23 protein-coding genes are annotated in these 22,982 nt (G+C 71.2%); 14 read left to right on the top strand and 9 right to left on the bottom strand.

The genetic code is table 11. From position 1 onward, the window contains the following. Positions 1-3 precede the first annotated feature (3 nt). Positions 4-3,087, bottom strand: a complete 3,084-nt coding sequence (locus AC0666_RS12485; RefSeq protein WP_468966625.1) for an NACHT domain-containing protein — start codon at positions 3,085-3,087, stop codon at positions 4-6. 92 nt (positions 3,088-3,179) lie between these two features. On the opposite strand from AC0666_RS12485, the gene AC0666_RS12480 reads away from it, so the two are divergent. Genes AC0666_RS12480 through AC0666_RS12470 form a run of 3 tightly spaced genes read left to right on the top strand, consistent with a single transcriptional unit; the run spans position 3,180 to position 5,839 of the window. Continuing rightward, on the top strand, positions 3,180-4,058 hold the full coding sequence (locus AC0666_RS12480) for a sterol desaturase family protein (RefSeq protein ID WP_468966623.1): 879 nt from the start codon (positions 3,180-3,182) through the stop codon (positions 4,056-4,058). Beyond that, positions 4,055-4,759 carry a lysoplasmalogenase gene (locus AC0666_RS12475; protein WP_468966620.1) on the top strand — a complete coding sequence of 235 codons (705 nt, stop codon included), beginning with the start codon at positions 4,055-4,057 and terminating at the stop codon, positions 4,757-4,759. The genes AC0666_RS12480 and AC0666_RS12475 overlap by 4 nt, the downstream gene beginning before the upstream one ends. A 36-nt stretch (positions 4,760-4,795) precedes the next feature. Continuing rightward, on the top strand, positions 4,796-5,839 hold the full coding sequence (locus AC0666_RS12470; RefSeq protein WP_468966617.1) for a zinc-dependent alcohol dehydrogenase family protein: 1,044 nt from the start codon (positions 4,796-4,798) through the stop codon (positions 5,837-5,839). Between the two features lie 61 nt (positions 5,840-5,900). Here the strand turns inward: AC0666_RS12470 and AC0666_RS12465 are convergent, their stop codons facing one another. Then, positions 5,901-7,442, bottom strand: coding sequence for a S8 family peptidase (locus AC0666_RS12465; RefSeq protein ID WP_468584582.1), 1,542 nt, complete (start codon positions 7,440-7,442; stop codon positions 5,901-5,903). Positions 7,443-7,702: 260 nt separating this feature from the next. On the opposite strand from AC0666_RS12465, the gene AC0666_RS12460 reads away from it, so the two are divergent. The 3 genes from AC0666_RS12460 (at position 7,703) to moaA (ending at position 10,894) form a co-directional block, all read left to right on the top strand. Then, positions 7,703-8,068, top strand: a complete 366-nt coding sequence (locus AC0666_RS12460) for a DUF485 domain-containing protein (RefSeq protein ID WP_468584580.1) — start codon at positions 7,703-7,705, stop codon at positions 8,066-8,068. Then, positions 8,065-9,726, top strand: coding sequence for a solute symporter family protein (locus tag AC0666_RS12455; RefSeq protein WP_468966613.1), 1,662 nt, complete (start codon positions 8,065-8,067; stop codon positions 9,724-9,726). The genes AC0666_RS12460 and AC0666_RS12455 overlap by 4 nt, the downstream gene beginning before the upstream one ends. A 178-nt stretch (positions 9,727-9,904) precedes the next feature. Further along, positions 9,905-10,894, top strand: a complete 990-nt coding sequence (moaA, locus tag AC0666_RS12450) for a GTP 3',8-cyclase MoaA (protein ID WP_356849347.1) — start codon at positions 9,905-9,907, stop codon at positions 10,892-10,894. 41 nt (positions 10,895-10,935) lie between these two features. Here moaA and AC0666_RS12445 read toward each other — a convergent pair whose 3' ends face one another. From AC0666_RS12445 to AC0666_RS12435, 3 genes are all read right to left on the bottom strand, one after another. Continuing rightward, positions 10,936-11,469 carry a DUF7822 domain-containing protein gene (locus tag AC0666_RS12445; RefSeq protein ID WP_468966609.1) on the bottom strand — a complete coding sequence of 178 codons (534 nt, stop codon included), beginning with the start codon at positions 11,467-11,469 and terminating at the stop codon, positions 10,936-10,938. A 274-nt stretch (positions 11,470-11,743) separates the two neighbouring features. Further along, complete coding sequence (locus AC0666_RS12440) at positions 11,744-12,010, bottom strand: hypothetical protein (protein WP_468966607.1); 267 nt, start codon at positions 12,008-12,010, stop codon at positions 11,744-11,746. A gap of 156 nt (positions 12,011-12,166) precedes the next feature. Next, positions 12,167-12,499, bottom strand: coding sequence for a DUF3099 domain-containing protein (locus tag AC0666_RS12435; protein WP_468584572.1), 333 nt, complete (start codon positions 12,497-12,499; stop codon positions 12,167-12,169). Positions 12,500-12,678: 179 nt separating this feature from the next. Between AC0666_RS12435 and AC0666_RS12430 the strand changes: the two genes are divergently transcribed. Next, entirely contained in the window at positions 12,679-12,960 is a 282-nt protein-coding gene (locus AC0666_RS12430) for a GlsB/YeaQ/YmgE family stress response membrane protein (protein WP_468584571.1), read from the top strand. Positions 12,961-13,075: 115 nt separating this feature from the next. Here the strand turns inward: AC0666_RS12430 and tyrS are convergent, their stop codons facing one another. Genes tyrS through AC0666_RS12415 form a run of 3 tightly spaced genes read right to left on the bottom strand, consistent with a single transcriptional unit; the run spans position 13,076 to position 17,340 of the window. Continuing rightward, the gene (gene tyrS, locus AC0666_RS12425; protein ID WP_478707568.1) at positions 13,076-14,341 is read right to left on the bottom strand and encodes a tyrosine--tRNA ligase; all 1,266 of its coding nucleotides are present in this window, start codon (positions 14,339-14,341) and stop codon (positions 13,076-13,078) included. Positions 14,342-14,392: 51 nt separating this feature from the next. After that, complete coding sequence (locus tag AC0666_RS12420) at positions 14,393-15,781, bottom strand: metallopeptidase TldD-related protein (RefSeq protein ID WP_478707567.1); 1,389 nt, start codon at positions 15,779-15,781, stop codon at positions 14,393-14,395. Further along, positions 15,778-17,340, bottom strand: a complete 1,563-nt coding sequence (locus tag AC0666_RS12415) for a TldD/PmbA family protein (RefSeq protein ID WP_468584567.1) — start codon at positions 17,338-17,340, stop codon at positions 15,778-15,780. The genes AC0666_RS12420 and AC0666_RS12415 overlap by 4 nt, the downstream gene beginning before the upstream one ends. A gap of 146 nt (positions 17,341-17,486) precedes the next feature. On the opposite strand from AC0666_RS12415, the gene fabG reads away from it, so the two are divergent. From fabG to AC0666_RS12400, 3 genes are all read left to right on the top strand, one after another. Continuing rightward, positions 17,487-18,206: a 3-oxoacyl-[acyl-carrier-protein] reductase gene (gene fabG / locus AC0666_RS12410; protein WP_361716895.1), complete on the top strand. Its 720-nt coding sequence runs from the start codon at positions 17,487-17,489 to the stop codon at positions 18,204-18,206. A gap of 5 nt (positions 18,207-18,211) precedes the next feature. Beyond that, positions 18,212-18,982: an enoyl-ACP reductase FabI gene (gene fabI, locus AC0666_RS12405; RefSeq protein ID WP_468966593.1), complete on the top strand. Its 771-nt coding sequence runs from the start codon at positions 18,212-18,214 to the stop codon at positions 18,980-18,982. A gap of 208 nt (positions 18,983-19,190) precedes the next feature. Continuing rightward, the gene (locus AC0666_RS12400) at positions 19,191-19,622 is read left to right on the top strand and encodes a hypothetical protein (RefSeq protein WP_468584563.1); all 432 of its coding nucleotides are present in this window, start codon (positions 19,191-19,193) and stop codon (positions 19,620-19,622) included. Between the two features lie 91 nt (positions 19,623-19,713). Here AC0666_RS12400 and AC0666_RS12395 read toward each other — a convergent pair whose 3' ends face one another. Then, the gene (locus AC0666_RS12395) at positions 19,714-20,385 is read right to left on the bottom strand and encodes a FadR/GntR family transcriptional regulator (protein WP_468967552.1); all 672 of its coding nucleotides are present in this window, start codon (positions 20,383-20,385) and stop codon (positions 19,714-19,716) included. 78 nt (positions 20,386-20,463) lie between these two features. Here AC0666_RS12395 and AC0666_RS12390 point away from each other — a divergent pair, with 78 nt between their 5' ends. The 4 genes from AC0666_RS12390 to AC0666_RS12375 all read left to right on the top strand — a co-directional run bounded on the left by AC0666_RS12390 (position 20,464) and on the right by AC0666_RS12375 (position 22,977). After that, on the top strand, positions 20,464-21,855 hold the full coding sequence (locus tag AC0666_RS12390) for a CynX/NimT family MFS transporter (protein WP_468966590.1): 1,392 nt from the start codon (positions 20,464-20,466) through the stop codon (positions 21,853-21,855). Between the two features lie 5 nt (positions 21,856-21,860). Further along, positions 21,861-21,980, top strand: a complete 120-nt coding sequence (locus tag AC0666_RS12385) for an SGM_5486 family transporter-associated protein (protein ID WP_356853966.1) — start codon at positions 21,861-21,863, stop codon at positions 21,978-21,980. 188 nt (positions 21,981-22,168) lie between these two features. Further along, the gene (locus tag AC0666_RS12380; RefSeq protein WP_478707566.1) at positions 22,169-22,387 is read left to right on the top strand and encodes a hypothetical protein; all 219 of its coding nucleotides are present in this window, start codon (positions 22,169-22,171) and stop codon (positions 22,385-22,387) included. 68 nt (positions 22,388-22,455) lie between these two features. Continuing rightward, positions 22,456-22,977 (top strand): SixA phosphatase family protein, encoded by a 522-nt coding sequence (locus AC0666_RS12375; RefSeq protein WP_468966586.1) that lies wholly within the window; start codon positions 22,456-22,458, stop codon positions 22,975-22,977. Positions 22,978-22,982: the final 5 nt, after the last annotated feature.

Genomic DNA, 22,982 nt, shown 5'->3' with positions numbered 1-22,982 from the left:
GGCTCAGTTCTTGTACACGAGCCGCCCCGGCGGGAACAGTTCGGTTCCGAGCAGGGCGTTGGGGCCGAACACGTCGATGAAGAGGTCTTCCCTGGCGGCCAGCGGAGACAGGTCGACGGGCCCGGTGGAGAAGCTCACCGAGAGCCGGGTCAGGCGCGGCAGCGCGAGCAGGGGCTCCAGCCCCGAGGCGAGACTGCACTTGTACAGGAGGAGCTCGGTCAGCTGCTCGTGCCGGACCAGCTGCGAAGGGTCGACCGCCATGGTGTGCAGCTGCAGGATGTTCAGGGCAGGCGCCGACTGCTGCGCCGCCAGCTGAGCGGTCTGCCGTTCACCGGAGAGGGTCAGCACCCTGAGGTCCGGCCATCGTTCGAGCCCGTGCAGGTCCAGGTGGGAGGCGTTCTCCCACAGCCCGAAGGAGCGCAGGGAGTCGGGCACCGCCAGCTCCCCGACGTTGCGGACGTCCATTGCGAAGTCGAGGTTGAGATGGGTGAGGTGGTCCAGCGAGGCCAGGGGGCTCAGTGAGAGTCCCGGGCGCACCCGGGTGAGCGTCACGGTCTGCAGGGGCAGCCCGGACAACGGGCCGAGGTCCTCGACCCGGGGGCATTCGTAGAGACCCAGATAGCTGAGCCGCTCGAACCGGGCCAGCGGGGAGAGGTCGGTGAGCAGCTCGTCCTGCTGGAGGGCGAGTCCTTCGAGCCGCCCGTGCATGAGCGTCACCGCGTCGGGAATCCCGAGCCCTCCCCTCAGGGTCAGGTTCCGCACTGCCGGGAGCCGGTCAAGCAAGGACAGTTCCTCGGCTGACTCCACGGTCAGGTAGGTGAGGGACAGGTCGACTTCGGTCAGGACCGTGTCCGCGTATGCGATCCGGTCGAAGTGCTGCCAGCCGCCCGCCAACTGGGCCCTGACCATGGGCCGGGTGTCGGCCCGGAACCGGGTGAGCACCTCCAAGGCCTGCGGTCCGCCCACGAGGGCAGCGGTGCGTACGACTGCTGCGGCCTCCGGCTCGGACAAGTCGTCCGAGCCGGGCAGCAGATCGAGGACCAGCTCGCCGGCCTTGGCCAGTTCCTCGGCCTGGGAGAGCCGGGTGGGCGGCAGCAGCTCCGCAGTGCGACTCTGGATCTCGGCGCGGACGGCCGGGTCCAGTTCCGCGGCGTGTTCCAGGCAGGCCGCCGCCAGCAGGACCAGGCGGCTGCGGGCGGTCTTGACCTTGTCCGCGCGCTTCAGCAGGCCCCGCAGGATCCGGGTCCGCTCGTCGGGGCGGGCGTGGCCCACCGCCATGCGGACCACGTCGTCCCACGTGTCGTCCTGCGCGTTCTTCACCAGGACGCCGAAGTCCCGGGACTCCACCGCCGCCTTGGCGCCCAGGTAGTCCTGGAAGGTGCGGTGGACGAAGTCCACCGAGCCCTTCACCGGCTCGCGCAGCAGCCCGCTGCGGATCAGCAGGTGCGAGAACACCTGCTCCGCGTCGCCCTGCTCACGCACCTGCGGCATCGAATCGAGCCACTCGCCCACCATCTCGACGGCTTCGTCCCGGCCCGCCTGTACCTGCCCGTTGCGGATCAGCCAGTACGCGAACCGCTGGAGCAGGGCGATCTGCTCCTCGCGGGTGAGGTAGACCCCCTCGACCCCGCTGATCTCCCGCTCGGTGTCCCGCCGGACCAGCAGCATGTCCAGCGCCGCGTCGTACAGCTCCTTGCGGGCCCGCGGCAGCTGCATCCTCCGGTCCCGGTTCAGCGCGCAGAGCAGGGCGCACATCAGCGGGTTGGTCGCCAACCGGCCCAGGTCCCGCCGCGCGCCCACCGCCTCCAGCAGCGAGGTCTCGTACGCTTCGAGCTCCTCTCCGCAGGCGTCGGCCTCCGCCCGGGCCGCCGCGTGCCAGTGGCCGATGAAGGACCGGATGTCCTCCCGCTCCATCGGCAGCAGCGAGTGCGGCGTGAAGCCCAGGCCCGCGAGCCAGTCCTCCGAGACCGCCGACGGGCGCGTGGTCACCACGTACCGCGCCTTCGGGAAGGCGGTGACGAGCGAGCGCAGCCAGCTCTCGGTACGGGCGCGCTGCCGCTGCGGGACCTCGTCCACGCCGTCCACGAGCACCAACGCCCGGCCCGAGGCCATCAGTTCCTCGGTCCAGCCGGGCGGGGCCGCCAGCGGGACGCCCGAGGCGCGGAGGAACTCCTCCGGCAGGGGCAGGCTCTGCGCCGAGGTGAACGCCCGCAGCCGCAGGACGAACGGCACGCGGGTGCCCCACGGACCCTCGGCCTGCCGCGCCGCGTTCACCGCCAGCCACTGCACCAGCGTGCTCTTGCCCGAGCCCGCCGGGCCGCGCAGCAGCACCCGGTCCGTCGCGCCGAGGGCGGCTTCCGCCTTGACGGTGGTCTGGTGCACGCCCGGTTCGCCCGGCACCGGCTGCTGCTCACCGCTCACGCCGAGGCTGATGTAGGCGAGGTCCAGCGGCCATTCCTGCCGCGGCCGGCCGGTGGTCAGCCCGAACAGCTGGAGGCGGCCGTGCGTCTCGGCGACGTAGCGCGCGTACCGCTCTTCGAAGGCGTACGCCGCCCCGTCCCCGGCACGGCCGAGCCGGTCCACCGCCCGCGCCAGTTCCCCGGTGCGGCGTACCAGTTCGACATCGGCCCGGGCCCCGAAGCCCGGCAGGGTGGTCAGGTACTCCACGGCGTGCGTGCAGCACAACCGGACCAGGTCCCGGTAGAGGGCCCGGGCCGGATCGCTCAGGGCCGCGCCGGCCGGCTCCGGCAGCAGCGCCATCAGGGCGGCCGGGTCCAGGTCCGCCGCGAACAGGGCGTCCGCCTTCACGGTGCCCAGGCCCGCGAAGGCGTCGCCCACCGCGTCCACCGCCGCCAGGCGCTCGTGCTCCGGGAGGCCGGCCGTCGCCTTGCCGAGGCGCGCCGCCAGCGTTTCGGACAGTCGGCGGATCTCCGGTGCGCCGAGGTCCGCCGGGCGGCGCCAGCGGGGTGCCACCGCGGCCGGGTCCGCCGCCAGGCCTGCACCCGGGGCGCGGGCCAGCAGGGACCTGGCGAGCGTGCTCGCCGCCGTACTCGCCACCCGTAAGAGAACCGTCTCGAAGCCTGTCATTCCCACCCTCCCCGAACCGCCGGTAACTCCGACGGATACCGATCGGTAACAACCCCTAGCGGCACCCCGGAAGCCGCCTCTATGGTGCGGGCATGCCGAACCTGCCCGATGTCGTGCTGTGGTCCATACCTGCCTTCGTGCTGCTCACCGTCGTCGAGTTGGTGAGCTACCGCATCCATCCCGACGAGGACGCCGCCGGGTACGAGACCAAAGACGCCGTCACCAGTATCGGCATGGGACTGGGCAGCCTGGTCTTCGACTTCCTCTGGAAGATCCCGATCGTGGCGGTCTACACCGCGGTCTACGAGCTGACCCCGCTGCGGGTGCCCGTGCTCTGGTGGACCATCCCGCTCATGCTGCTCGCGCAGGACTTCTGCTACTACTGGCAGCACCGCGAGCACCACGTCATCCGCATCCTGTGGGCCTGCCACGTCGTCCACCACAGCAGCCGGAAGTTCAACCTCACCACCGCCCTGCGCCAGCCGTGGACGAGCGCCACCTCCTGGCCGTTCTACCTGCCGATGATCGCCCTCGGCGTGCACCCGGCCGCCATCGCCTTCTGCTACTCGGTCAACCTCGTGTACCAGTTCTGGATCCACACCGAGCGCATCGACAAGCTGCCCCGCCCCGTCGAGTACGTCTTCAACACCCCCTCCCACCACCGCGTCCACCACGCCTCCCAAGGCGGCTACCTGGACCGCAACTTCGGCGGGATCCTGATCATCTGGGACCGGATCTTCGGCTCCTGGGTGGGGGAGGACGAGAAGCCCGTCTTCGGACTGACCAAGAACATCAACACCTACAACCCGCTGCGGGTCGCGACCCACGAGTACGCCGCCATCGCCCGCGACCTCCGAGCCGCCCGCGGCTGGCGCGAGCGCGCCGGGCGGGTGTTCCGCGGCCCCGGCTGGCAGCCCGCCGCCCCGGCGGGGCAGCCCGCGGCGAAGAAGGCCCCGGAGCACGCCGCGTGAGTGCCGCCGAATCCCGTACGCCCTCCTGGGCGCGCCCCGCGCCCGCCGCACGCGGGACCGCCGGCCGGATCCTGCTCGGCGCCTTCGCCGCCGCGACCGCCGCCGACCTCGGCGCCCTGCTCGCGGACTGGCACCTCGGGCACGTCCTCGCGAAGCCGCTGCTGATGCCGCTGCTCATCGCCCACGTGCTCACGCTCCGGGCCCCCCGCCTGCTCGTCGCCGCCCTGCTGTGCGGCTGGGGCGGGGACCTGGCGCTGCTCTTCGACGCCGACGCCGCCTTCCTGATCGGCATGGGCTCCTTCGCCGCCGGGCACGTCTGCTACCTCGTGCTCTTCGGCAGGCGCAGGACGCGTCCCGCGCTCGGGGGCGCGTACGCCGTCGCCCTGCTCGGGACCGTCGGGCTGCTCTGGGGCGACCTGCCGGCCGACCTGCGCATCCCCGTCGCCTGCTACAGCCTGCTGCTCACCGCCATGGCCTACCGCTCCAGCGCCCTCGGCCTGCGCGCGGGGCTGGGCGGGGCCCTGTTCCTGCTCTCCGACACCCTCATCGCCACCGGCGTCGCGGAATGGCCCCAGCTGCCCCGGCCCGACTTCTGGATCATGGCGACCTATGCGGCGGCCCAGTACCTGCTGGCCACGGGAGCAGTGGCCGCAGCACAGGGGTACGGGCAGGCGTACGGTAGGACAGTCCTACAGGACTGAACCATCACCACCGACGATCACGAGGGATGCACCACCATGCGCGCCACCGTCATCCACGCCCCGCACGACATCCGCGTGGAGGAGGTGCCCGACGCTGCGATCCAGCGCCCCGAGGACGCCGTCGTCCGCGTCCTGCGTGCCTGCATCTGCGGCAGCGACCTGTGGGCCTACCGCGGTGAGGCCGAGCGGCAGCCCGGCCAGCGCATCGGCCACGAGTTCCTCGGCGTGGTCGAGGAGACCGGCTCCGCGGTGTCCGGCCTGCGCGCCGGCGACCTGGTCGTCGCGCCCTTCATGTGGTCCGACGGCACCTGCGACTACTGCTCCGAGGGCCTCTACACCTCCTGCGTGCACGGCGGCTTCTGGGGCTCGGTCGGCCACGACGGCGGCCAGGGCGAGGCCGTCCGCGTCCCGCACGCCGAGGGCACCCTCGTGAAGCTCCCGGCCGAGGCCGTATCGGACGACCACCTGCTGACCGGCCTGCTCGCCCTCTCCGACGTGATGGGCACCGGCCACCACGCGGCCCTCGGCGCCGGGGTGCGCAAGGGCTCCACCGTGGCCGTCGTCGGTGACGGCGCGGTCGGCCTGTGCGGCGTCCTCGCCGCCAAGCGGCTCGGCGCCGAGCGGATCATCGCCCTGGGCCGGCACGCCGCCCGTACGGACATCGCCAAGCTGTTCGGGGCGACCGACGTCGTCGCCGAGCGCGGGGAGGCCGCCGAGGCGGCCGTCCGCGAGCTCACCGCCGGCCAGGGCGCCCACGCGGTCATCGAGGCCGTCGGCACCGAGCAGTCCATGCGAACCGCCGTGAACATCACCCGCGACGGCGGGGCCATCGGCTACGTCGGCGTCCCGCACGGCAGCGGCACCGGGCTCGACCTCGGCGTGATGTTCGACCGCAACATCACCCTGCGCGGCGGGGTGGCCCCGGTACGCGCCTACATCCCGGAGCTGCTGGAGGACGTGCTGAGCGGGGCGATCGACCCGGCGCCCGTCTTCGACCGCGCGGTGTCCCTGGACGAGACCCCGGACGGCTACCGCGCGATGGACGACCGCAGCGCGCTGAAGGTGCTCATCAAGCCGTAGCGGCCGGACAGCCGAAAGGGCCGGGCGGGGAGACCCCGCCCGGCCCTTTCGCGTACCGGTGTTACTTCACGGCCTTCAGCGCGTCGACCACGCCGTAGCCGTAGTAGCCCGTCTGGCCCCACTTGCTCTCGCAGGTGGTGGCGTCGATCAGGGCGCCCGTGGCGTCGTAGACCTTCTCCGGGCAGGCCGCCTTGGTGGCCTGCGCCTTCAGCATGGCCTGGAGCTGCGACGGCGTGGCCGTCGGGTGCGCGCTCTTGAGCAGGGCCGCGACGCCCGCGACGTGCGGACCCGCCATCGAGGTGCCCTGCTTGTAGCCGTAGCCGCCGCCCGGCAGGGTGGACAGCACGCGGCCGTTGGCGTCCGGGGTGGCCGGGACCTGCCACTTGTCGCCGCCGGGGGCGGCCACGTCCACGACACCGAGACCGTAGCTGGAGTAGTACGACTTGAAGCCCTTGTCGCCGGTCGCGCTGACCGAGACCACACCGGGCAGCTGCGTCGGCAGGTCGAGGCAGACGTGCGGGTCGACGGTCCGCGGGACCGGGGTGGCGTCGTCAGGGCTGGTCTCGTCGGTGATCGAGTTCGAGGACAGGTCCCAGTTCTCGTTGCCGGCCGAGGCCACGTTGAGCACGCCCTTGCGCTCGGCGTACTTGCTCGCCCGGCCGAGGGCCTCCACCAGCGCCTTCTGGTCGTCGTCCGTCTTGCAGTTGAAGTACCAGGGGTCGACGTAGTAGCTGTTGTTGGTCACCTCGATCCCCTTCTCGGCGGCGAACATGAAGCCGCAGACGACCGCCTCGGTGTAGAAGAGGCTGGTCCCGGGCTCGCTCACCTTGATCGCCGCGACCTTGGCGCCGGGCGCCACACCGCTGATGCCGATGCCGTTGCGGGCGGCGGCTATGGTGCCGGCCACGTGGGTGCCGTGGTCGCTGCCGTCGGCGTACGGACGCCACGCGCCCTCGGTGGTGTCCGCGACACCGCCGACGCAGTTGGCCGACTGCGCCTTGGAGAAGTTCGCGGCGAGGTCGGGGTGCGTGTCGTCGACACCCGTGTCGATGACGCCCACCGTGACGTCCGGGCTGCCATCGTTGATCTTGTGCGCCTCGTCGGCCTTGATAGCCCGCAGGTCCCACTGGTTGGGTTCGAGCGGCTCCTGACCCGCCTCGGCCGTCGCGGCCGCCTTGGCGGCGTCCGCGCTGCTCAGCTTCTGCGTGGTGCCCTCCTCGGTGGTCTGCACCGTCTTCAGGGGGGCCGTACGGGTGGCGCCGACCGACACGAACAGGCCGCGCTGGGCACGCAGCTGCTTGGCGAAGTCCGGGTTCTGGGAGTGGGCGACGACGACCCCGATCTGCTCATAGGACGTCACCACCGTTCCGCCGGCCCGCTCGATGGCCTTCGTGGCCGCCTTCATCGTGGCGTACGTGTTCAGGTTCGCCACGTACGACAGCTTGGGGCCTGAGGTGTCGGGCTTCGCAGCGGCTGCCGCGCCCGCCGTGTTGCCGAGCGGGGCGGCGGAGGCCGCGACCGAGGGCAGGAAGGCGAGCGAGGCGGTGAGCGCCAGGCCGACCGGTACGGCGATACGCCGGCGGCCAGGTCCCAGATGAGCCATGGGTTCTCCACATCATCCGTGAAAAAAGCCGTCCGCGCGGGGTCGCGCAGGACGACGGGTTCATGACACGCGAACCTAGTGCCGCCGTTCGTGTTTGCGCCATCAGTTCGAGAAATCAGTTCTCAAAGAATCCGCGGGCGTTGAACCGTCCTGGCGCGCCGGCCGTGCCGTTGACAGGGGGTATCAGCGCCACCGTCCCCCACACGGAGGTTGTTTTGTCCGTCGTCCCCACCGCATCCGCGTCACAAGGAGAGCCCCCCGTGACCACCGAAGCAGCGCCGCCGCCGGGCGGTGCGGGCGCGCCCGCGGCGAGCCCCACGGCCGAAGAGTTCACCGTCGTCCAGCAGAGCGCCGAGTTCGCCGAACTGCGCCGTGCCCACCGCTCCTTCGCGTTCCCGCTCACCGTGGCCTTCATCGCCTGGTACCTGCTGTACGTCCTGCTGTCCAACTACGCCGGCGGCTTCATGGGGACCAAGCTGTTCGGCAACCTCAACGTCGCGTTCGTGCTCGGCCTCGCCCAGTTCGGCACGACCTTCTTGATCGCCTGGCTGTACGCGCGGCACGCCGCCGAGAAGCTCGACCCCAGGGCGGCGGCCATCAAGGCGCGGATGGAGGCCGGCGAATGAGCACCCCCCTGCACGGAGCCCTGCACGGCGTCCACGCCCTGCCCGTCACGACGGCCGCCGCGGGCGGCGCCGGCGAGCACCGGGGGCTGATCATCACCCTCTTCGGGGTGTTCGTCGTCGCCACCCTCGTCATCACCGTCTGGGCCGGCCGCCAGACCAAGGACGCCGCCGACTTCTACGCGGGCGGCCGCCAGTTCACCGGCTTCCAGAACGGCCTGGCCATCTCCGGCGACTACATGTCCGCCGCATCCTTCCTCGGCATCGCCGGAGCCATCGCGCTCTTCGGCTACGACGGCTTCCTGTACTCCATCGGCTTCCTGGTGGCCTGGCTGGTGGCCCTGCTGCTCGTCGCCGAGCCGCTGCGCAACTCCGGCCGCTACACCATGGGCGACGTCCTCGCCTTCCGGATGCGCCAGCGGCCGGTGCGCACCGCCGCCGGGGTCTCGACCATCGTCGTCTCGATCTTCTACCTGCTCGCCCAGATGGCCGGCGCCGGCGTCCTCGTCTCGCTGCTGCTGGGCATCACCAGCGACGGCGGCAAGGTCGCCGTCGTCGCCCTGGTCGGCCTGCTGATGATCGTCTACGTGACCATCGGCGGCATGAAGGGCACCACCTGGGTCCAGATGGTCAAGGCCGTCCTGCTCATCGCGGGCGCCCTGCTGATCACCTTCCTGGTCCTGCTGAAGTTCCACTTCAACGTCTCCGATCTGCTCGGCAAGGCCGCCGAGAACAGCGGTCAGGGCGCCAAGTTCCTGGAGCCCGGCCTCAAGTACGGCAAGGACCCGACGACGAAGCTGGACTTCGTCTCGCTGGGCATCGCCCTGGTCCTGGGCACCGCCGGCCTGCCGCACATCCTGATCCGCTTCTACACCGTGCCCACGGCGAAGGCCGCCCGGAAGTCAGTCAACTGGGCCATCGGGATCATCGGCGCCTTCTACCTGATGACCATCGCCCTGGGCTTCGGCGCAGCCGCCCTGCTCAAGCGGACCGACATCATCGCGTCCAACAAGGCCGGCAACACCGCGGCCCCGCTGGTCGCCCAGGAGCTCGGTGGCGGCGCGGGCTCCACCGGCGGCGCGGTCCTGCTCGCCGTGATCTCGGCGGTGGCCTTCGCCACGATCCTCGCCGTGGTCGCCGGGCTCACCCTCGCCTCCTCTTCGTCCTTCGCGCACGACCTGTACGTGAACGTGATCCGCAAGGGCCGCGCCACCGAACAGGAGGAGGTGCGCGCGGCCCGCTGGTCCACCGTCGTGATCGGCGCCGTCGCCATCGGCCTCGGCGCCCTGGCCCGCGACCTCAACGTGGCGGGCCTCGTCGCGCTCGCCTTCGCGGTCGCCGCCTCCGCCAACCTGCCGACGATCCTCTACAGCCTCTTCTGGAAGCGCTTCACCACCCGGGGCGCGCTGTGGTCGATCTACGGAGGCCTCGTCTCGTCGGTGGTCCTGGTGCTCTTCTCCCCGGTGGTCTCGGGCAAGCCCACCTCGATGTTCAAGGACGCCGACTTCTACTGGTTCCCGCTGGAGAACCCCGGGATCATCTCCATCCCGCTCGGTTTCCTCCTCGGCTGGCTCGGAACGCTCCTGTCCAAGGAGAAGGCCGACCCCGCGAAGTACGCGGAACTCGAAGTCAGGTCCCTGACGGGAACGGGCGCCCACTGACAAACTCCGAGCACCCGGCGTGGCCGTGTCGTAGGTCCCTACGACACGGCCACGTTGCGTCTCGTTCATTCAGGCACCCCAACAAGACACAGGCGTCGCGTAGGCTCGAATGCAGCGCACGCATGTCTCATCCGAGCTGCGCGACCTCTACAGATCCGGACAGGGGAGGGGGCCCACAGTGCTTCTCGACACCTACGGCCGCGTGGCCACTGACCTGCGTGTCTCACTCACCGACCGGTGCAATCTGCGCTGTACGTACTGCATGCCCGAAGAGGGGCTGCAGTGGCTCGGCAAGTCGGACCTGCTGACCGACGAGGAGATCGTCCGGCTGATCCGCATAGCGGTCACCCAGCTCGGGATCACCGAGGTCCGCTTCACCGGCGGGGAACCGCTGCTGCGCCCCGGCCTGGTCGGGATCGTCGAGCAGTGCGCGGCCCTGGAGCCCCGCCCGAAGATGTCGCTCACCACCAACGGGATCGGCCTCAAGCGCACCGCCCAGGCCTTGAAGGCCGCCGGCCTCGACCGGGTAAACGTTTCCCTGGACACCCTGCGCCCCGAGGTCTTCAAGACCCTCACCCGGCGTGACCGCCACCACGACGTCCTGGACGGCATGGCCGCCGCCCGCGAGGCCGGCCTGACCCCCGTCAAGGTCAACGCGGTCCTGATGCCGGGCCTCAACGACGACGAGGCCCCGGACCTGCTCGCCTGGGCCGTGGAGAACGAGTACGAGCTCCGCTTCATCGAGCAGATGCCGCTCGACGCCCAGCACGGCTGGAAGCGCGACGGCATGATCACCGCCGGTGACATCCTGGCTTCGCTGCGCACCCGCTTCACCCTCACGGAAGAGGGCGCGGAGGAGCGCGGCTCCGCCCCGGCCGAGCGCTGGATCGTCGACGGCGGCCCGGCCACGGTGGGCGTCATCGCTTCGGTCACCCGCCCGTTCTGCGGCGCCTGCGACCGTACGCGGCTCACCGCCGACGGGCAGATCCGCACCTGCCTGTTCGCCACCGAGGAATCGGACCTGCGCGGCGCGCTGCGCTCGGGCGCCCCCGACGAGGAGATCGCCCGCCTGTGGAAGGTGGCGATGTGGGGCAAGAAGGCCGGGTCCGGTCTCGACGACCCGTCCTTCCTGCAGCCCGACCGCCCCATGTCGGCGATCGGCGGCTAGGGATCAGGCCGGGATCCTCCGGCAACGCGCCGCGGGCCCCGTCAGTCGGGGAAGGAGAAGTAGAGCGCCTCGCTGTAGAAGGACGCGAAGTGCCTCTGCCAGTCGGCTCGGACCGAGGCCAGCCAGTCGTCGTTCTGGCCGGCGATCGCCGCCTCAGCCTTGGCAACGGCGTCGGGGATGTCCTCGGACGCCAGACGCCGCACGCTCGCTGCCGGATCGTCGCCCGACATCGAGACGATCTCCCCGGTCTCGAGGACGAAGTACTTCGCCTGCTGCTTCTCGAGGTGGGCCGTGGTTCTGGCAACGCATTCGGCGAACTCGGCGTCGTCCGCCAGGCCCTTGCCGACCGCGCGCAGGAGGTCGCGGAGCAGGGCCGCCCCGTCGGCGTAGTCCGCGGCGATGCCGATCGGAGGGTTCCAGATCATGGACGGGACGATCGTCGTTCCGCGCCCCACCATGAGCTTGTGCGCGAGCGGGATGTCCCAGTTGTGCTCGGATATGCATCGGATCCGCTTGGGGATCTCTGCCTCGTTCGGCATCGAGTCCGCGGAGTAGAGATATGAACGGTTTGCCATGGTGGCGACGCTAACACCGGGGGCCGACAACGCCGGCGCCGTCGGACTCCTGCCGCGGGGTCAGAACGCGCGGGAGGGCCTCGGGCCGGGCGGGGTGGGTGCCGGCCCGCTCCCGGTGCTGCAACTGGTGGGCGGTGCCCCCAGGTGCCGTGCGTAGCGAGGCGGAGGGCCGCCCCAGTACTGGGCGTACTCGGATGGCCCGACAACGCGGCGAGGTGTGGTGCCGGGCCATCGCAGGCCAGGCAAGATCCGAAAGAGACGGCCTAGCCGGGGCCTAGCTGCGCTCCGATCCCTCCGGCTGCACCCACTCGCCGAGCTTCACCACGTCCTTGAGGAAACCGCGGACATCCAGGAACCGGGACAGGTGTTCGCGGTGCTCCTCGCAAGCCAGCCAGGTCTTGCGGCGCTCCGGCGTGTGCAGCTTCGGGTTGTTCCATGCCAGCACCCAGACGGCTGCGTCGCGGCAGCCCTTGGCGGAACAGGTGGGCACGTCGGAGGCTCCGGAGGAGTCGGGGAGCAGGGGGAAGTCAGGGGAGTTCACGCCTCAACCCTACAAACCCGACCCGGGAAACCGAACGGAAAGGCGACGCCGAGCAGCCACGGGGGGAGCTGCCCGGCGTCGGTCCGTCGCTCCGACGGGGGATGCGGAGCGCGTAGGCAGTATGTCACGCAGGACCCGGTGCGGTGCACCGGAACTTCATGATTGATCTGAGGTTTTCTTGAGGTTTCCGGAGTCCAGTGCCGGACGCACCGGAGACGGCATGAAGTTCGAGGGCAGCGAGGGGGTCGACTCGCGCCCCGCATTGGCGATGACCACGGCGACATAGGGCAGCAGGCCACCCGCGATCAGGGTCACGATCGCCACGTGGCGCTCCACGTTCCACAGGATCACCGTCGCCAGGACCGACAGGGTCCTGATGGCCATCGACATCACGTACCGGCGCTGGCGGCCCCGTACGTCCTCGTCGAGGCCCAGCCGCGCCCCGGTGATCCGGAAGACCTGGGTCTCGTTCCGCCTCTTCCGCTCCATGCTCCACCGCCCGCCATTCACCTGCCGGACAATCCCGCCCGGACCCTCCCACCGTACGCCGCCGACCCGGCCTGCAGCAGGGGGGGTGCCCCCCGAACGGGGCCGCCCGACATGCGCCGTCTCCGGGGCGGCCCGAGACTGGGCCCACATGCGCACAACGCGCCACGAGGAGGCTCGACATGCATTGGTTGTGGGCGATTATCGTCGGTGCGGTGCTGGGGCTGATAGCCCGGGCCATCCTGCCGGGCAAGCAGCATCAGCCGATCTGGCTGACCGTGATCTTCGGCATGATCGGCGGCATCCTCGGCAACGCCGTGGCCACCTGGATCGGTGTCCACGACACCAAGGGCATCGACTGGGTCCGGCACTTGCTGCAGCTTGCCGGAGCCGTCGTGATCGTGGCCCTCGGCGACATGATCTACATGGCGGTCCGCGGCGACCGCAGACGCCAGACGACCTGAGGCACCGGGCCGGCAGCACGGCACAAGGGCCGGCCGGACCGGCACCGCCCGGCGGTGGCCGGGGGAGCGTCCGAACCGGCCCCTGCGCCGTGTCGTCGTGACCGAGGTGTGCGGCTCAGCCGGTGACCTCGACCGCCGCGAGGTTCTTCTTGCCGCGGCGCAGCACGAGCCACCGCCCGTGCAGCAGGTCCTCCTTGGCCGGGACCGCGTCCTCGGCGGTGACCTTCACGTTGTTCACGTAGGCACCGCCCTCCTTCACGGTCCGGCGCCCGGCCGACTTGCTCGCGACCAGACCGGTCTCCGCGAACAGGTCCACCACCGGAGCGAGCTCGGCGACCTGGGCGTGCGGCAGCTCGGACAGGGCCGCGGCCAGCGTGGCCCCGTCCAGGTCCGCCAGCTCGCCCTGACCGAACAGCGCCTTCGACGCGGCGATCACGGCGGCACACTGATCGGCGCCGTGCACCAGCGTCGTCAGCTCCTCCGCCAGGGCCCGCTGCGCGGCGCGCGCCTGCGGCCGCTCGGCCGTCTGCTGCTCCAGCTCCTCCAGCTCCTCGCGGGACTTGAAGGACAGGATCCGCATGTAGGTCGAGATGTCCCGGTCGTCCACGTTCAGCCAGAACTGGTAGAACGCGTACGGCGTGGTCATCTCCGGGTCGAGCCAGACGGCCCCGCCCTCGGTCTTGCCGAACTTGGTGCCGTCCGCCTTGACCATCAGCGGGGTCGCCAGCGCGTGCACCTGCGCGTGCGGCTCCAGGCGGTGGATCAGGTCGAGGCCGGCCGTCAGGTTGCCCCACTGGTCCGAGCCGCCCTGCTGCAGCGTGCAGCCGTGGCGCCGGTACAGCTCCAGGAAGTCCATGCCCTGGAGCAGCTGGTAGCTGAACTCGGTGTAGCTGATGCCCTGGTCGGACTCCAGCCGCTTGGCCACCGAGTCCTTCGTCAGCATCTTGTTGACGCGGAAGTGCTTGCCGATGTCCCGCAGGAACTCGATGGCGGACATGCCCGCCGTCCAGTCCAGGTTGTTGACCATGACCGCGGCGTTCTCGCCCTCGAAGGACAGGAACGGCTCGATCTGGGTACGCAGCCGCTGCACCCACTCCGCGATGGTCGCCGGATCGTTCAGGGTGCGCTCGGCAGTCGGCCGCGGGTCACCGATCTGTCCGGTGGCCCCGCCGACCAGCGCGAGCGGCTTGTTCCCGGCGAGCTGGAGCCGGCGCATGGTCAGCACCTGCACCAGGTGACCCACGTGCAGCGAGGCCGCCGTCGGGTCGTAGCCGCAATAGAACGTGACAGGACCGTCCGCGAACGCCTTGCGCAGCGCTTCTTCGTCGGTGGACTGGGCGAACAGCCCGCGCCACTTCAGTTCGTCGACGATGTCCGTCACGGTCTCTCGACTCCTTCGAATGTCCGGATTGCAGTCCTCAGTCTATGGGGGTCACACGCCCTTGCTGACCGAGCTCATGTTGAAGTCCGGGATGCGCAGCGCGGGCATCGCGGCTCGGGTGAACCAGTCGCTCCACTCCCGCGGCAGGGTCTTCTCGGTCCGCCCGGCCTCCGAGGCCCGCGACAGCAGGTCCACCGGCGACTCGTTGAACCGGAAGTTGTTCACCTCGCCCACGACCTCCCCGTTCTCCACCAGGTAGACGCCGTCCCGGGTCAGGCCGGTCAGCAGCAGCGTCGCCGGGTCCACCTCGCGGATGTACCAGAGGCAGGTCAGCAGCAGGCCCCGCTCGGTGCCGGCCACCATCTCCTCCAGCGACTTCTCGCCGCCGCCGTCCAGGATCAGGTTCCCGAAGCCGGGGGAGAGCGGCAGCCCGGTCAGGCCCGCGGTGTGCCGGGTCGTGAGCAGATGGGCCAGCTCCCCGTCCCGGACCCAGTCGGTGGCCGGCACCGGCAGGCCGTTGTCGAACACCGATGCGTCGTCGCCCGAGCTGTGGGCGATCACGAACGGCGCGGACTCCAAGCCCGGCGCGTTCGGGTCGCTGCGCAGGGTCAGCGGCAGCTCGGAGAGCTTCTCGCCGACCCGGGTGCCGCCGCCGGGCTTGGAGAAGACCGTACGGCCCTCCACCGCGTCCCGGGCCGTCGATGACCACATCTGGTAGATCAGCAGGTCGGCCACCGCCGTCGGGGGCAGCAGCGTCTCGTACCGTCCGGCCTGCAGGTCGAACCGGCGCTGCGCCCAGCCCAGGCGGACGGCGAGCTCCGCGTCCAGCGCGGTCGGGTCCACGTCCTTGAAGTCCCGGGTGGAGCGGCCGGCCCAGGCCGAGCGCTGCCGGTCCGGTGACTTCGCGTTGAGCTCCAGCGTGCCGTTCGGCTGGTCGTGGCGCAGCCGCAGGCCCGTCGAGGTGCCGACGTACGTGGAGACCAGCTCGTGGTTGGCGAAGCCGTACAGCTCCCGCCCCCCGGCCCGGGCCCGCGCGAAGGCCTCGCCGAGGGCCGGGGCGAAGTCCGCGAACACCGCCGAGGAGGTCTCGGCCGGGGCGTCCGTGAAGTCGGGGGAGGCAGGGGTCCCGGTGACCAGGGGCTGGGCGTCCTCCGCCGGGCTCGCGTTGCGCGCGGCCGCCTCCGCGGCGCGGACCAGCGGCTCCAGGTCGTCCGCGGTGACGGCGGAGCGCGACACGACCCCCGAGGCCGTGCCCTCCTTGCCGTCGACCGTGGCGATGACCGTCAGAGTCCGGCCGCGGGTCACCCCGTTCGTGGTGAGCGCGTTGCCCGCCCAGCGCAGGTTGGCCGTCGACTCCTCGTCGGCGATGACGACGCAGCCGTCGGCGGTGGACAGCGCGAGGGCCTTCTCGACGATCTCGTGGGGCTTCGTACGGCTCATCGGCCGGCCTCCTGCGTGGTGTTCAGGATGTTCACGTCACGGAACAGCGCGGACGGGCAGCCGTGCGAGACCGCCGCGACCTGTCCCGGCTGGGCCTTGCCGCAGTTGAAGGCGCCGCCGAGGACGTACGTCTGCGGGCCGCCGACCTTCTCCATCGAGCCCCAGAACTCGGTGGTCGTGGCCTGGTAGGCCACATCGCGCAGCTGCCCCGCCAGCCTGCCGTTCTCGATCCGGAAGAAGCGCTGACCGGTGAACTGGAAGTTGTACCGCTGCATGTCGATGGACCAGGAGCGGTCGCCGACCACGTAGATCCCGCGCTCCACCCCGCCGATCAGGTCCTCGGTGGACAGGCCGCCCGGATCGGGCCGGAGCGAGACGTTGGCCATCCGCTGGACGGGCACGTGCCCGGGGGAGTCGGCGAACGCGCAGCCGTTGGAGCGGCCCAGGTCGGTGAGCCTGGCGATCCGCCGGTCCAGCTGGTAGCCGACCAGCGTGCCGTCCTTGACCAGGTCCCAGCTCTGTGCCTCGACGCCCTCGTCGTCGAAGCCGACGGTGGCCAGGCCGTGCTCGGCGGTGCGGTCACCCGTCACGTTCATGATCGAGGAGCCGTACTTCAGCTTGCCGAGCTGGTCGAAGGTGGCGAACGAGGTGCCCGCGTACGCCGCCTCGTAGCCCAGCGCCCGGTCGAGCTCGGTGGCGTGGCCGATGGACTCGTGGATGGTGAGCCACAGGTTGGACGGGTCCACGACCAGGTCGTAGCGCCCGGCCTCCACGCTCGGCGCCCGCATCTTCTCGGCGAGCAGGCCCGGGATCTGCTCCAGCTCGGCGTCCCAGTCCCAGCCGGTGCCGGTCAGGTACTCCCAGCCGCGGCCGGTGGGCGGGGCGATGGTGCGCATGGAGTCGAACTCGCCGGTGGTGCCGTTCACGGCGACCGCGGTGAGCTGCGGGTGGATGCGCACCCGCTGCTGGGTGGTCGTGGTGCCCGCGGTGTCCGCGTAGAACTTGTTCTCGTGCACGGCGAGCAGCGAGGCGTCCACGTGCGCGACGCCCTCGGCGGCCAGCAACCGGGAGCTCCAGTCGGCGAGCAGGGCCGCCTTCTCGGCGTCCGGCACGTCGAAGGGGTTCACGTCGTAGGCGGAGATCCACGTCTTGTCCGCGTGTACCGGCTCGTCGGCGAGCTCGACGCGCTCGTCGGACCCGGCGGCCTTGATGACCTGGGCCGACAGCTTCGCCATGGCCACGGCCTGCGAGGCCACCCGGGCGGCGCCGTCCATGGTCAGGTCCACACCGGAGGCGAATCCCCAGCTGCCGCCGTGCACGACCCGGACCGCGTACCCGAGGTCGGTGGTGTCGGAGCCGCCGGCGGGCTTGGCGTCGCGCAGGCGCCAGGAGGCGCTGCGGATACGCTCCAGCCTGAAGTCGGCATGGTCGGCGCCCAGCGCGCGGGCCCGGGCGAGCGCCGCGTCGGCGAGCGCCCGCAAGGGCAGCGCGGTGAAAGCCGCGTCGATGGAATGGGGCACGGAAGTCCTCCCGGGGTCGGGGCCGGTCGCCTCGATCATGACGCGCTCGGGGCGCTTGTGCCTACATCTTTCTGTAGGGACTCGACAGAGCCCGTTGCAAGGCCCTGTCGGAGATCGATTCTCCGCACGGGGGGCGGTGCCTATAGGTTTTTGGTAATCAGACCGCTAGTCGAAAGGGTGATCCGTTGAGCCGCTCGGTTCTCGTCACCGGAGGAAACCGGGGCATCGGCCTCGCCATCGCCCGAGCCTTCGCCCAGGCCGGGGACAAGGTCGCGATCACGTACCGGTCGGGTGAGCCGCCGCAGGAGCTCACCTCGCTCGGCGTTCTGGCGGTCCGCTGCGACATCACCGACTCCGAGCAGGTGGAGCAGGCCTACAAGGAGATCGAGGACACCCACGGCGCGGTCGAGGTCCTGGTGGCCAACGCCGGCATCACCAAGGACACGCTGCTGATGCGCATGTCCGAGGACGACTTCGCCTCGGTCGTGGACACCAACCTCACCGGCACCTTCCGGGTGGTCAAGCGCGCGAACCGCGGCATGCTCCGCGCCAAGAAGGGCCGCGTCGTCCTGATCTCCTCGGTCGTCGGGCTGATGGGCTCGGCGGGCCAGGCCAACTACGCCGCCTCCAAGGCCGCGCTGGTCGGTTTCGCCCGCTCGCTCGCCCGCGAGCTCGGCTCCCGCAACATCACCTTCAACGTGGTCGCCCCGGGCTTCGTGGACACCGACATGACGAAGGTGCTCACCGACGAGCAGCGCGCCGGCATCGTGGGCCAGGTGCCCCTGGGCCGTTACGCGCAGCCCGAGGAGATCGCGGCAGCCGTCAGCTTCCTGGCGTCGGACGACGCCGCGTACATCACCGGAGCCGTCATTCCCGTTGACGGCGGATTGGGCATGGGTCACTGATCACCATGAGCGGAATTCTCGACGGAAAGCGCATCCTCGTCACGGGGGTGCTGATGGAGTCGTCCATCGCCTTCCACACCGCCAAGCTGGCCCAGGAGCAGGGCGCCGAGGTCATCCTGACCGCGTTCCCGCGCCCGACGCTGACCGAGCGCATCGCCAAGAAGCTGCCCAAGCCGGTCAAGGTGATCGAGCTGGACGTCACCAACCAGGAGCACCTGGACCGTCTGGAGGGCCTCGTCCGCGACGAGCTCGGCGGCCTCGACGGCGTCGTCCACTCGATCGGCTTCGCCCCGCAGGACGCCCTCGGCGGCAACTTCCTGAACACCCCGTTCGAGTCGGTCGCCACCGCCATGCACGTCTCGGCGTTCTCGCTGAAGTCGCTGACCATGGCGTGCAAGCCGCTGTTCCCGGCGGAGGGCGCGGCCGTCGTCGGCCTCACCTTCGACGCGCAGTTCGCCTGGCCGCAGTACGACTGGATGGGCCCGGCCAAGGCCGCGCTGGAGGCCACCAGCCGCTACCTCGCCCGGGACCTGGGCAAGGAGAACATCCGCTGCAACCTGGTCTCGGCCGGTCCGATCGGCTCCATGGCCGCGAAGTCCATCCCGGGCTTCGGCGAGCTGGCCGAGGTGTGGAACTCCCGCTCGATGCTGGAGTGGGACATGAGCGACCCGGAGCCCGCGGGCCGCGGCGTCGTCGCCCTGCTCTCGGACTGGTTCCCGAAGACCACCGGCGAAATCGTCCACGTGGACGGCGGTCTGCACGCCATGGGCGCCTGAGCACGGCAGCTCCGTACGGCGGTGGCCGCGCCTCCCTTCCCGGGAGGCGCGGCCACCGCCGTTTTTGCTCCGGCACGGGGAGCCGGCCCCGCGACTCGATCAGATTTTCGGCGCCTGACCGGATCTTCCCGAGTCGAAAACAGGGACAGATGCCTGCAAACTAGCCGAGTCGGGATCTTCCCGGCTCCTGCGGGGAGGAGGTACGGGAGTGCGTACGAGACCGAGCCGAGCGGTATCGCTCCTGGTCGCCTCCGTGGTCCTGACCGGGCTGCTGGTCCCGGGAGCAGTCGCGCAACCCGAGGAAAGCGACTCGGCGCCCGGCCCCGAAGCGGCGGCCCCGGCGGTGGTGGACCTGGACGAGATCCCCGTGGAACCACCCGTACGGCCTGCAGCGCCCCCCGACCGGGAGCTGTTCGGCGCGGACTGCGACACCGAGATCGAAGGCTCGCAGGTCACGGCGTACTGCCACAACAGCTATCCGGAGACCGACCTGGTCCGCCTGCACGTGGAATGCGACCGCTGGTGGGACCTCGACGGCGACGGCGCCGCCCTCGCCGTGGGACCGGCCGGCCGGATCGAGCTCACCAGCCGCTGCTGGAAGGAGGTCCGCTCGGCCTGGGTCAGCCACCAGCGGCCGTGACCTGGGGTCACGCCGCCTGCGGTCACGTCACCTGCCGTCACGTCATCCGGGGTCGGGTCGCCTGCGGCCACTCGCGCCCGGGTGGACGAGGTCAGGTCCTGCCCAGGCAGGCGAAGGGGTAGCCCGCCGCCTCCGACGCGGCCGCGTCCCCGTCCCCCCGCCGGATGGCCTCGATCAGCCGGGCGTGGTCCAGATGGGCGGCCGGATCCAGCTCCGTGCCCACGTCCGAGCGCAGCCAGTCCGCCACCAGGTCCCCGAGGTCCGCGTACAGCTCGATGAGCACCTCGTTGTGCGAGGCCGCCACCACCGCCATGTGCAGCGCCACGTCCGCCGCCACGAACAGCTCCGCGTCCCCGCTCGCCCAGGCCTCCTCGCGCCGTGCCAGCAGCGCGTCCAGCTGCCCCAGGTCCCGCGCGGTGCGGCGCTCGGCCGCCAGCCGGGCCCCCGAGGACTCCAGCGTCGACCGCAGCTCCGCGATGTGCCGCGGGTCGGCCCCCGCGAAGCGGCGGTGCATCACCCCGGCCAGCTCGCTGGTGGCGATCACGTACGTACCCGAACCCTGCCGGATGTCCAGGAGGCCGTTGTGCGCGAGGGCCCGGACAGCCTCCCGCACGGTGTTGCGGGCCACCCCGAGCAGCTCCACCAGCTCCGGTTCGGTCGGGATGCGGCTGCCGACCGGCCATTCACCCGAGGTGATCTGGTTCCTGAGCTGGGCGATCACCTGGTCGACGAGAGCGGAGCGCCGGGGCGAGGTCAGCGGCATGGCGGGACGGGTCCTCTCCGAGGGATGGGCCACCAGCAGGGTGGACAACCAATCATCCCATGATTCTATGATGGCGGTATGCCAGACGAAGAGACCCAGACCCCGACCCTGAACCGGCCTCCGGCCGCGCACACGGCACTCCCGTCTCCGGCCCCCGCCGCCCCGCAGCCCCGCTGGCTCGGCCCGGTCCTCGTCGTCGGCATCGTGCTGGCCGCCCTCAACCTGCGGCCCGCCATCACCAGCCTCGGCGCCCTCTTCGAGGAGGTGCGCACGGGCCTCGGCATGAGCGGCACCGTCGCCGGACTCATCACCTCCGTCCCGGCCCTCTGCTTCGCCGTCTTCGGCGTGACCGCGCCCCGGCTCTCCCGCCGCTTCGGGCCCGCCGCCGTCGTCTGCGCGGGCATGGCCGCCGTCGCCGCCGGCCTGCTCATCCGGCCCTTCGCCGGGGGAGCCGCCGGGTTCCTCGCCGCCAGCGCCCTGTCCCTGGCGGGCATAGCCCTGACCAACGTGCTGCTGCCGGTGATCGTCAAGCGCTGGTTCCCCGACCGCGTGGGCACCATGACCGGCCTCTACTCCATGGCCCTGGCCGTCGGAACCTCGCTCGCCGCTGCCGCGACCGTACCGATGACCACGGCCCTCGGCGGCAGTTGGCGTACGGGCCTGCTCGTGTGGGCCGTGCTCGCCGTGACCGCCGTACTGCCCTGGCTGCCCGTCGCCGCCGCCGTCCGCCGGGAGCAGCGGGCCCCCGGGTCCGCGTCGGCGCCAGCCCCTGCTTCGGCCTCCGGTGCGGCTGCCGGTGCTTCCGGCGCGGCTTCCGGTGTTGCTACCGGTGTCGCTTCCGTCCCCGCGCAGAGCCGGGGCGGACGGGCCGACGCGGGCCCGCGGGTCGTCCGCAGCCGCACCGCCTGGGCCCTGGCCTGCTACTTCGGCCTCCAGGCCACCGGGGCGTACATCACCATGGGCTGGCTGCCGCAGATCTTCCGTGACGCCGGGGTCTCCGCAGGAACGGCGGGCGTCCTCCTCGCCGTCACCATGGTCATGGGCGTGCCGCTCGCCTTCGTCATCCCCAGCCTGGCCGGCCGGATGAAGAACCAGGGCGCCATCGCGGCCACCCTCGGCGTCTTCGGTCTCGTCGGCTACACGGGCCTGCACTTCGCGCCCGCCGCCGGAGCCTGGGCCTGGGCCCTCCTGCTCGGCGTCTCGAACTGCGCCTTCCCGCTGGTCATCACCATGATCGGGCTGCGCGCCAAGTCCCCGGCCGGCGTCGTCAAGCTGTCCGCCTTCGCCCAGAGCGTCGGCTACCTCATCTCCATCCCCGGGCCGCTCGTCATCGGCACCCTCTACCAGCACAGCGGCGGCTGGGACCTACCCCTCACCCTGATGGCAGGCCTGCTCCTGCCGCAGATCGCCCTCGGCATCCTGGCCGGACGGGACCGCACCATCGAGGACGAATGCGGCATGGGAGACTGAACGGCATGTCGCCTGTACTCGAACCGAACCCCCAGAACAGCCACAAGAAGCTCGGCCTCGTGCTCGGCGCGATGCTCGTCGTGACCGTGATCATCTCCGTCATCGCGAGCATCGCCTCCCCGTGACCGGGCGGGCGAGCACGGCCTCCCCGTGACCGGGCGCGCCCCCGTCGCGGGGGTAGGGGTATCCCCACCCACCCCTAGGGGGCCAGGCTCAGGGTGAACTGGGGTGCGCCCCGGATGGGAGCCGCCGCTTCGGATCCATAGATTCGAAGCGAGCGAGCCAGTCCACCCGCACACCCACGGAGGCGGCCATGTCGGCCCCCACGCACACCCCCGCCCCCCGAGTCACCGGGGCCCGCCTGCCGGCCGGCGCCGACGCACGGCTGCACTGGTGGGCGCTGGCCCTGCCGGTGCTCGCCTTCGTCCTCCTCCTGCTGCTCCTCGCCGGCTCCGGCGAGGCGAGCGCCGTCACCGGCGAGGGCTCCCCGCTGGTCCACACCGCCGCAGAGCTGCTGCGCGCCGTCAGCTGATCCCGCGGAGGGCCGCAAGCCCCCAACACCCTGCGCCCCGTGGCCGGTTTCATGCGAAGCTGGGAGCCATGAGCGCCGACACACCCCGCAGGATCGTCCTCCTCCGGCACGCCAAGGCCGAGTGGCCCGAGGTGTCCGACCACGACCGCCCGCTGGCGGAGCGAGGCCGCCAGGACGCACCGGCCGTCGGTCTGAAGCTGGCCGAAACCGGCATCACCTTCGACCTGGCCCTCTGCTCCACCGCCGCCCGCACCCGCGAGACCTGGAAGCTCGCCGTCCACGAGCTGCCGCACCGGCCGAAGACCTCGTACGAGGAGCGGCTGTACGAAGCCTCGCCGGGCGAGCTCATCGCCCTGCTCAACGAGACGTCCGACGAGGTCGAGAACCTCATCGTCATCGGCCACAACCCGGGCATGCACGCCCTCGCCGACGCCCTCTCCGGACGCGCGGAGGGCGACACCCTGGCCCGTATGAGCCGTACGGGATTCCCCACCGCTGCGCTCGCCGTCCTCTCCTTCACCGGCTCCTGGAAGTCCCTGGAGCACGGCGTCGGCACCCTGCTGGACTACTGGACCCCCAAGGAGCACTGACGGGC

The sequence above is a fragment of the Streptomyces sp. NPDC043680 genome (assembly GCF_056436685.1).
The sequence above is the reverse complement of the archived record's forward strand: the minus strand, read 5'-3'. Positions and strand labels throughout refer to the sequence as shown.